This is a genomic window from Geminocystis sp. CENA526, assembly GCF_050753365.1.
Taxonomy (GTDB): Bacteria; Cyanobacteriota; Cyanobacteriia; order Cyanobacteriales; family Cyanobacteriaceae; genus Geminocystis.
The window spans coordinates 1-9,153 of record NZ_JBLZFY010000135.1; the positions used below are offsets into that span (position 1 = coordinate 1).

General features: G+C 36.0%; 8 protein-coding genes and 1 tRNA gene. 5 read left to right on the plus strand and 4 right to left on the minus strand.

Going from position 1 to position 9,153, the window contains the following annotated elements; genetic code table 11:
• Window positions 1–386: 386 nt before the first annotated feature.
• The 3 genes from rpsB (at window position 387) to ACN4EE_RS20720 (ending at window position 2,947) form a co-directional block, all read left to right on the plus strand.
• Window positions 387–1,178, plus strand: coding sequence for a 30S ribosomal protein S2 (rpsB, locus tag ACN4EE_RS20710; RefSeq protein WP_431708402.1), 792 nt, complete (start codon window positions 387–389; stop codon window positions 1,176–1,178).
• Between the two features lie 101 nt (window positions 1,179–1,279).
• Complete coding sequence (tsf, locus tag ACN4EE_RS20715) at window positions 1,280–1,939, plus strand: translation elongation factor Ts (protein ID WP_431708403.1); 660 nt, start codon at window positions 1,280–1,282, stop codon at window positions 1,937–1,939.
• 138 nt (window positions 1,940–2,077) lie between these two features.
• Window positions 2,078–2,947: a hypothetical protein gene (locus tag ACN4EE_RS20720; protein ID WP_431708404.1), complete on the plus strand. Its 870-nt coding sequence runs from the start codon at window positions 2,078–2,080 to the stop codon at window positions 2,945–2,947.
• Between the two features lie 34 nt (window positions 2,948–2,981).
• Here ACN4EE_RS20720 and cobW read toward each other — a convergent pair whose 3' ends face one another.
• Window positions 2,982–4,022, minus strand: a complete 1,041-nt coding sequence (gene cobW, locus ACN4EE_RS20725) for a cobalamin biosynthesis protein CobW (RefSeq protein ID WP_431708405.1) — start codon at window positions 4,020–4,022, stop codon at window positions 2,982–2,984.
• A gap of 248 nt (window positions 4,023–4,270) precedes the next feature.
• On the opposite strand from cobW, the gene ACN4EE_RS20730 reads away from it, so the two are divergent.
• Complete coding sequence (locus tag ACN4EE_RS20730; RefSeq protein ID WP_431708406.1) at window positions 4,271–5,080, plus strand: carbon dioxide-concentrating mechanism protein CcmK; 810 nt, start codon at window positions 4,271–4,273, stop codon at window positions 5,078–5,080.
• Window positions 5,081–5,091: 11 nt separating this feature from the next.
• Entirely contained in the window at window positions 5,092–5,703 is a 612-nt protein-coding gene (locus tag ACN4EE_RS20735; protein ID WP_431708407.1) for a LysE family translocator, read from the plus strand.
• A gap of 22 nt (window positions 5,704–5,725) precedes the next feature.
• Here the strand turns inward: ACN4EE_RS20735 and ACN4EE_RS20740 are convergent.
• The 3 genes from ACN4EE_RS20740 to blaOXA form a co-directional block, all read right to left on the minus strand.
• A tRNA-Ala gene (locus tag ACN4EE_RS20740) sits at window positions 5,726–5,798 on the minus strand.
• Between the two features lie 137 nt (window positions 5,799–5,935).
• Entirely contained in the window at window positions 5,936–7,891 is a 1,956-nt protein-coding gene (htpG, locus tag ACN4EE_RS20745) for a molecular chaperone HtpG (RefSeq protein ID WP_431708408.1), read from the minus strand.
• A 339-nt stretch (window positions 7,892–8,230) separates the two neighbouring features.
• Window positions 8,231–9,106, minus strand: coding sequence for a class D beta-lactamase (gene blaOXA, locus ACN4EE_RS20750; protein WP_431708409.1), 876 nt, complete (start codon window positions 9,104–9,106; stop codon window positions 8,231–8,233).
• Window positions 9,107–9,153 lie beyond the last annotated feature (47 nt).

Below are 9,153 nucleotides of genomic sequence, written 5' to 3' on the forward strand. Positions count from 1 at the left end.
GGTTGAGGTGGTTAACCTATAGTTATTTTATCACGTCACTGGCGATTCATCCCACACTTGTTTTAATTATTTTTTTTACTCGAAAACAAAGTGTGGGGCTTCTCGCCGTTTAAGCTAATAATTGGCTTGATAATGTTATCTATCGGTTCAATATCTGATGAAGAAACTTTTTTAGAAGCCCTTGAATATGGTAAACAATTCCGTCAAGAAACAAAAGGCTAAAGCCTTTACTACGAACCTAAAAAATGATTTATGGAAAAAAATTAGAAATTATGATAAGCTAGTAAAGTTGTCAAAATTCGCACATCTGGGATGTCGGGTGTTTCTAAATCAGAAATAAAACTAGCCCAGATGGAGGATAAACCCGAACTAAAGGAGAATATAAAATGTCAGTAGTTACCTTAAAAGAACTATTAGATTCTGGTGTACACTTTGGGCATCAGACTCGCCGTTGGAATCCCAAAATGGCGCCTTATATCTACACCGCTAGAAATGGGGTACATATCATCGACTTAGTGCAAACCGCACAATTAATGGATGATGCCTATAACTACGTTAAAAAAGCCGCCGAAAATGGCAAGAAAGTGCTTTTTGTTGGTACAAAACGTCAAGCCGCAGGGATTATCGCCCAAGAAGCCACTCGTTGTGGTGCATTTTACATCAATCAACGTTGGTTAGGTGGAATGCTCACTAACTGGGATACCATTAAATCCAGAGTAGCACGTCTCAAAGATTTAGAAGAATTAGAAGAAAGTGGCGCTTTAGACAGACGCCCCAAAAAAGAAGCCTCTGTTTTACGTCGTGAGTTAGGCAAACTGCAAAAATATCTCGGCGGTATCAAAGATATGCGTCGTGTACCTGATATTGTAATCATTATTGACATTCGTAGAGAACATAACGCCATCAAAGAGTGTGAAAAACTCAATTTACCTGTTGTATCTATGCTTGATACTAACTGTAACCCTGAATTAGTGGACTTCCCCATTCCTGCTAATGATGACGCAATTCGATCGATCAAACTTATCATTGGTAAATTAGCGGATGCTATTTATGAAGGGCGTTACGGTAAAGCCATCGCCGAAGGCACCATCGATGAATTTAACGGTGATGAAGCAGAATACGATGAATACGATGAAGAAGATTACGAAGACGAGTCTTACGGTGACGAAGAAGAGTAAATAAATGAGGAATGAGGAATGAGGAATGAATAAAAAATGTCATTGCTAGGTTCAATTCATGTAATGATTATTGAAGATAATTTTATTAAAATTTAAGTATTATGGCAGAAATATCAGCTAAATTAGTAAAAGAACTTAGAGAAAAAACTAACGCAGGGATGATGGATTGCAAAAAAGCCCTCGTAGAAAGTGATGGAGACATCAACAAAGCCACCGAGTGGTTACGTCAAAAGGGTATCACCTCTGCTGAGAAAAAAGCGGGTAGAGTTGCGGCTGAAGGTATTGTGGAAAGTTATATTCACACTGGCGGAAGAATTGGTGTTATCGTTGAAGTTAACTGCGAAACCGATTTTGTTGCCCGTCGTGAAGATTTCCAAGCATTAGCTAAAAATATTGCTATGCAGATTGCGGCTTGTCCTAATGTGGAATATATTAAAATTGCTGATATTCCTCAAGACATCGTTGCCAAAGAGAAAGAAATCGAAATGGGTAGAGACGATTTAGGCAATAAACCAGCCAATATTAAAGAAAAAATCGTTGAAGGTAGAATCCAAAAACGTTTAGGGGAAATGTGCTTATTGAGTCAACCTTATATTCGTGAACAAGGTATCACGGTAGAAGAATTAATTACTCAACAAGTGGCTAAAATTGGTGAAAATATCCAAGTGCGCCGTTTTACCCGTTTTGTTTTAGGGGAAGGCATCGAAAAAGAAGAAACCAATTTTGCTGAAGAAGTAGCCGCACAAGCAGGGTTAAAATAATTAGGAATGAGAAATTAGGAATTAAGAATTAAGAATTAGGAATTAAAAATAGTTTTAGTTGTTAATCAATAATCCACTACCGTCTGCTAAAGCGACTTTATTCACTATTCACTATTCACTCTCTACTATTCACTAAAAATGAGTAAGTCAATCAAACAATTACGCAGTGATTTGACTATTTTAAATGAAAAAATTAAAAATTTAGCTGTTAATTTACAGGGTTTATATTGTCATTATTTTGAGAGTTTAAGTGCTGTGGTTAAACGTCAATTGACTGTGGCTACTTATCAAATTTGTACTCAAAAATATCCTACTGCTTTTTTAGATTTAACCTATCAACAAAGATACGATTTACAGCAAAAAATTAAGGGTTTAGAGACTGTTTTTCAAGATGATTTATTAAAAGCCTTTAGCTCGATCGAACTCAGTGATAATCAAATAATTAGAGACTTTTATAATCAAATAATTCAAGTTTTTTCCAAAGAAGAAATATACAATAATGATGATGTATCAGAGTCAGAAATAAACGAAAATCAGCAGAGTAATGAGATAGAAGATAATGAATTAGATTCCCAAGATTTAATCAAATTACAGTTAGATATTGAAGATTGTTTAGAAGAATGTTTAACTAATATCTCTCATCGTGCCAATAAATATTTACAACAAGCTCATATTTTACCTGATAAAATACCTAGTAAAATTTTAGAAATGGCGTTACAAGCCGAAGAAAATACTTCCCTTGTCAGTGGTGCGCCTAATCTCCTTAGTTTATTAATTGAAAGAGAAGATAAATCGGATCATAATATTGATATTACTCCTATTGTGGCGGTGTGTTTAAGGTTAACAGAAATCGAATTTAATGATCCTAGTTTAAATTTAATTCGCCAAAAAATTAATAACCTTCTTCAACAGTTAAATGAACTAGATACTCAATATCAAAAAATACATAAAAAATACTCGATCGCCCTCGCAGAATCCGCATGGCGCAGTAGTTGGAATGATAATTGAACTGACATTGCTCACTTGCTCTTGTAATATTAAGTTAAAGACTATCTCGGATTCTGAAAATGTCATTATCAATATCCTGTAAGTTGCGCCCAATAATGACTAATTTGGTAACTCGCTTTTCTTCGGGTAGCCAAAATCGATCGAAAAATGTGTCAAATCGATCGCCGACACCCTGTAATACCATACGCATTGGTTTATCTACCACATTAACAAAGCCTTTGATACGATAAATCTCGAAATTGTTGACTATAGTACGCAATTTGCTGATTAATTCTTGAGGATTCACGGGGTTTTCTATAAATAATTCTTTGGATTCTATATCATCATCGTGATCATGTTCTTCCTCATTATCGTGGTGAGATGGACGATTCGACAAGTTATCTTCTACGGCACTATTAAAACCAAGTAAGACATCGGGGTTAATTTCCCCTTGATGACAGGGAATCACTTTAATTCCCGTGCGCAATTCTTTCTCTAACCAATCCTTGACGGAAGTTAAATCGTTATCATCTAATAAATCTGTTTTGGTTAATAATACTAAATCAGCACAAGCTAATTGATCTTCAAATAACTCCTCGATCGAACTTTCATGATCTAAACTAGGATCATTGAGTCTTTGAGTCTCTAAGGCTTTTATATCACCGACAAAAGTACCTTTAACTAAAGCGTCACTATCCACAATGGTAATAACTGCATCTACGGTGGCATGGTTACGAATTTCTTGCCATTTAAAAGCCTGAATCAGTGGTTTAGGCAAGGCTAATCCTGATGTTTCAATGACGATCGAATCTATATTATCCTTTCTCGTTAACAATTCCTGCATAGTGGGATAAAATTCTTCTTGTACCGTACAGCAAAGACAACCGTTAGTTAACTCAATAATATTGCTATTTTCTTCACCATCATCACATACCTGACAACTGCGTAACAAATCTCCATCAATGCCAACCTCCCCAAACTCATTGACAATCACAGCGATTTTTCTACCCTGATTATTTTGTAATAGATGACGCAATAGGGTAGTTTTTCCAGCGCCGAGAAAACCAGTAATAACAGTAACGGGAATTTTGTGCATAAAAAATCATAGAAACTAAACTTATTATCCTATCAGATTTTTTGCTCATTATCTCGACTACGCTCGATAACCGTCGAAATGTCGTAGTCGAAGTGTTGCCTTTTGCCTCCTCTCACCATTCTACTTAAATGTAAACTAGCTTATTTAATTGTCAATTACTCATAATCAATGTATGATAAAACCATAGACAAGATTAAGAAAATCTTAACTATAATAGGTTCATACTAACTCATTTTTGATCACCCTTCATGAGACATAGGCATATAAGTCCCGATAGCGCTCTCGGTTTAGTTTCCACTTATAGTTTTCCTGCCATCGTTGGCACTGCTGATATGATGTTAAAATCCGCAGAAGTGATGTTAGTTGGTTACGAAAAAATAGGCGCAGGGCATTGTACAGCGATCGTACGAGGAAATATTGCTGATGTACGTTTAGCGGTGGAAGAAGGGGCAAAAATGGCGGAACAAATTGGACAATTACACACAAAATTAGTTATACCTCGCCCCATGCCTAATTTAGAAGCGATTTTTCCCATCGGTAGTCGTCTAGTGGAAATGGCACAAAAGCAACGAGGTTATAGTAAACTAAGTAATCGATCGATCGGTTTAATTGAAACGAAAGGATTTCCAGCTATGGTAGGAGCAGCCGATGCCATGTTAAAATCCGCAGATGTACAATTGGCTTCCTATGAGACGATCGGGGCAGGGCTATGTACTGCTATTATTAGAGGTACGGTTGCCAATGTTGCCGTTGCCATTGAAGCAGGAATGGCGGAAGCCGAAAGGATAGGGGAATTAAACTCCGTGATGATTATTCCTCGCTTGTTAGAAGATTTAGAACATACTTTACCTGTGGCAAGTTACTGGTTAAATGAGCAAGAAAAAGAACAACCTTTACCGACATTTACCACACAACAGAGAAGCCAAAAACGCCGTAAATTAGTGGCATTACCTGAATTAGAGAAAATACCCTTAAGTTTTGAAACAAGGGAAAAAGTACAGCAAAAAGCCCAATTAGAGTCATCTTTAGAGTTGCCTCCCCAAAAAGAAACTGAGTAAAAATACAGTTTATGACTTTCAATAGTAGTTTGAGTTTATTTATTTCGATCGTAATTCTTGCCTTGATACCTAGTGTCAGTGTTTTAGCAGTTTCTGTAAGAGCTGTAACCTATGGATTTCGTCATGGTTTTTTAACAACTATTGGTATTGTTTCAGGGGATATTATTTTTATTTTATTAGCTATTTATGGCTTAACTTTTCTGCGAGAAATTCCCACAAATTTATTAACAATATTTAAACTCATCGGCGGAGGGTATTTAATTTGGTTAGGAATTGGATTATGGAGAACTAAAAATCAAGAAATAACACTTAATATCCATAGTAAATCTTCATTCTTATCTAGTTTTTTAATCGGTTTTTTTATTAGTTTAGGTGATTTAAAAGCGATATTTTTCTACTTAAGTTTTCTTCCAGCCTTTGTCGATTTATCAACTATTTCCATAACAGATACTTTCGTTATTATTCTGATGGCAACCATCGGAGTTGGTGGTGCAAAACTAATTTATGCTTTAATGGGAGACAAAACCAGTTCTTTACTAAAAAAAACTAAGATGATGAAAGTAATTAATTCGATCGCTGGTACATTAATCATTTCGATCGGTGTAATGTTGATTTTTCAGTAACTATTTCAAAATCTTAAATATATGGAGCTAAGCGGATTCGAACCGCTGACCCCTGCAATGCCATTGCAGTGCTCTACCAACTGAGCTATAACCCCGAATCGTACTTTAACATTATACAGAATTTGCCTAAAAAAATCAACCTTTTTTATTTTAGCACTTGGTTAGTTTTGTTAGCAGTTCGATCGAAGTAATTTATACTTTAAAAAAGGTGGGCAATGCCCACCCTATAATTTTAGCGCTTGGTTAATTTGGTTAAAACTTTGTTCGATCGAGCTACAAAATCAATCATCTCCTCAGCATTAAACGCGCGTTGCGCCATCAAAGCCAAATCATAGACATATTGACACATAAGGTTAACCATCTCCTGAGTAGGAGATTCACCGCTACCTTGAATGATTGCACCTTTGTTGAGTTGATAGATATTTTCAATCAAAGGATGTGCGGTATTAATTACCAACATATGTTCTTCAGGAAACTTCATTTCCCGTTGTTGCATCATGGCAGTCATCTCTTGAAAACGGCGCATGGCTTCGGGTAACAATACCATGGCAGGAGGAGTTTCTTCCTGAGTTTCACTTTTTAAGGATTGAGTTTTGATGTTAATTTTGGGCTTGTTAATCGCTTTCTCAAAAATTTCCTTGATGACTTCCGCACGGGTTTTATTACTATTAGCGTCAACAATTTCGTTGGCTTTGTCGTCTTCCACCAAGCTAGAGTCTAACTCCGAGTCAACCCTTGAGAATTTGACATCAGTATATTCTCTTTCAAGGAAGGGGATAAAATAGTTAGCATCGATGAAAGAATCCATGAATAAGACTTCGATGCCTTGATTCTTGTATAAATCAACGTAAGTGCTTTGAGTTTGAGCATTATTGCAGTAAAAAACTCGCTTTTCGTGTTTTTCTTTGTTACGTTCTAGGTATTCGTTTAAAGTAGTATAAGGTTGATTCACATCGGGAGTGACATCCTTCCAAGCATCATCACCAGAGTCAATTTCTACTTTGGGGGTTTCTTCCTTATTCGCTTGATAAGTAGTGCGATAGATGATTAAGTCTTCCACTTGTTTCTTAAATTTTTCGTCTCTCAATGCACCATATTTAACGAATGTGCCGACATCTTCCCAACTGCTGATATATTTTGCCTTATCCTCATTGTATAAGGATTTGAGTCGATCGCCGATCTTTTTACTGATAAAATCAGCAATGCGTCTGACAGTGCGATGATTAGTTAAAGCACTACGGGAAACGTTTAAAGGAATATCAGGGCTATCGATAACACCTCGTAAGGGCATTAAAAACTCTGGTATAATTTCCTCACAATGGTCACTGACAAAGACTTGGTTACAAAATAGCTTAATTTGCCCTTTAGTGACATCAACATCGGGACGTAATTTGGGAAAAAATAGGATACCATTGAGTAAGAATGGATAATCTGTGTTTAAATGTACCCACAATAACGGATCTTCTTGAAAAGGATAGAGATAACGGTAAAACTCTAGGTAATCCTCATCGGTGAGATTTTGAGGGGATTCTTTCCATAAGGCTTTTTGACGGTTAATTTGCTCATCCCCCATTTTAATAGCAACGGGTACAAAGTCAGAGTATTTTTTGATGAGGTTTTTAATGCGAGATTCCTCTAAATATTCTGTTTCCTCATCCATGATAGTGAGGGTGATAGTTGTGCCGGGAGTTGTGCGAGAGGAGTCTGTTAACTGAAATTCGGGTGAACCATCACAAGACCAGTGGACGGCGGTTGCTCCTTCACGGTATGATAAGGTGTCGATTTCTACTTGCTTGGCTACCATGAAAGCGGAATAGAATCCTAAACCGAAATGTCCGATTAAATCATTGGCGGTTTTACCGTATTTAGTGATAAAGTCTTCGGCGCTGGAGAAGGCGACTTGGTTGATATATTTTTTGATTTCATCCACTGTCATGCCGATACCGTTATCGCTGATAGACAGGGTTTTATTTTCTTTGTCAATAGTAACGGTAATTTCAGGCTCAGGTAAATTATTAGTAATTTCTCCTGCTAAGGATGCCATTTTTGCTTTAGAAATAGCGTCAACGGAGTTAGAAATTAACTCTCTTAAAAAGATTTCATGATCAGTATAAAGGGATTTTTTGATAATGGGAAAAATATTCTCTGTATGGATAGAGATATTTCCTTTTTCTAAAACAGTAGTCATAGTTTTTTACTTGCTTTTAATCAATAATTAATAAATATATGTAGGTTGGGTTGATGAAAAATCTTTAAATTGAGTCGTCTTTTCCAAAGCATAAAACCCAACAAAATAAAGACTTACACATTTTCCCAACAATATTGAGATTCCTTCGCTATCGATCGAAATCATATTTCCTGTTATTATCTGGTAAATTGTGTTAGTCAAAAGTTTATAGGCTTTAGCCTTTTTTTCGGTTGTTACTGTAAACTAAAGATTTGATGATGTGTTGGGTTTCGTTTCCTCAACCCAACCTACTTGTTATCATGTCACAGTCGATCGAGGTAAATCAAGATGTGGTTTTCCCTACTTAGATGCAAAAACCCCTAAATCTTCCAGACAAAGACGAGTTAACTGTAATCTGGCAATACCATCTTTTTCTTGTTTAATATCAATGTTAGTGGCAAAAAAATAAACGTTGTCTTTGGTTTCCACATAACCCACATACCAACCAATATTTTGAATGTCTGGATTTCCATAACCAAACCAACCCGTTTTACTTCTAATGGTATAGTTAGGGGTTTTCTCATTAATCATTATATCTTTGACGATCGAAATTGTCCTGTCAGAAAAAGGTAAATCGTTATCATGAAGACGACGGAGAAACTGTATTTGTTGTTGAGGAGTTATTTGTAATTTTCCGTTTAACCAAAATTGATCAATGTCTTCTGGATTGCCTGTATTGTTGTTACCATAGTCAACTTTTTTCACCCATGATGTCATTTGATTATAACCGATGCGACGGGCTAACACTTGATAAAACCAAACACCTGAGATTTGAAACGCCTCTTTTAAATTTAAGTCTCGATTCCACACAGGAAGGCTTCTTTCTACTCCATCCCATGTTAAAACAGCAATTTCATCTTTGATGACAGCAGTTTCTAAGGCAATAAGAGAGTTAAGTATTTTAAAGGTAGAGGCAACGGGAAAAGGAGTAATATTACGTTGGGAATTATGTTGAAAAGTTCGATCGAGTTGCGAGTCATAGATTATAATTGAACCTTCTATTCCTAATTTGTTAAAATGTTGACTAAAATTCACATCATTTTTTGACTCTATCTGTGTTTGAGACGGGGTAGATATATTTTGACTCAACACGGGGAGAGAGATATTAAATGTAGAAAAAATTAGTAAAATCGGAATGGAAATAAAAGGTTTGACTTGAAGATTCGATAACATCATAGTTTCTGGTGAAGAAAAGCATCTTTTTGCTACGGATTATAATGTTA

Bases quoted from the DNA above. Each gene is read 5' to 3' on its own strand.
- rpsB (WP_431708402.1), top strand. From the start codon at position 387: ATGTCAGTAGTTACCTTAAAAGAACTATTAGATTCTGGTGTACACTTT.
- ACN4EE_RS20720 (WP_431708404.1), top strand. From the start codon at position 2,078: ATGAGTAAGTCAATCAAACAATTACGCAGTGATTTGACTATTTTAAAT.
- cobW (WP_431708405.1), bottom strand. From the start codon at position 4,022: ATGCACAAAATTCCCGTTACTGTTATTACTGGTTTTCTCGGCGCTGGA.
- htpG (WP_431708408.1), bottom strand. From the start codon at position 7,891: ATGACTACTGTTTTAGAAAAAGGAAATATCTCTATCCATACAGAGAAT.
- ACN4EE_RS20735 (WP_431708407.1), top strand. From the start codon at position 5,092: ATGACTTTCAATAGTAGTTTGAGTTTATTTATTTCGATCGTAATTCTT.
- tsf (WP_431708403.1), top strand. From the start codon at position 1,280: ATGGCAGAAATATCAGCTAAATTAGTAAAAGAACTTAGAGAAAAAACT.
- ACN4EE_RS20730 (WP_431708406.1), top strand. From the start codon at position 4,271: ATGAGACATAGGCATATAAGTCCCGATAGCGCTCTCGGTTTAGTTTCC.
- blaOXA (WP_431708409.1), bottom strand. From the start codon at position 9,106: ATGATGTTATCGAATCTTCAAGTCAAACCTTTTATTTCCATTCCGATT.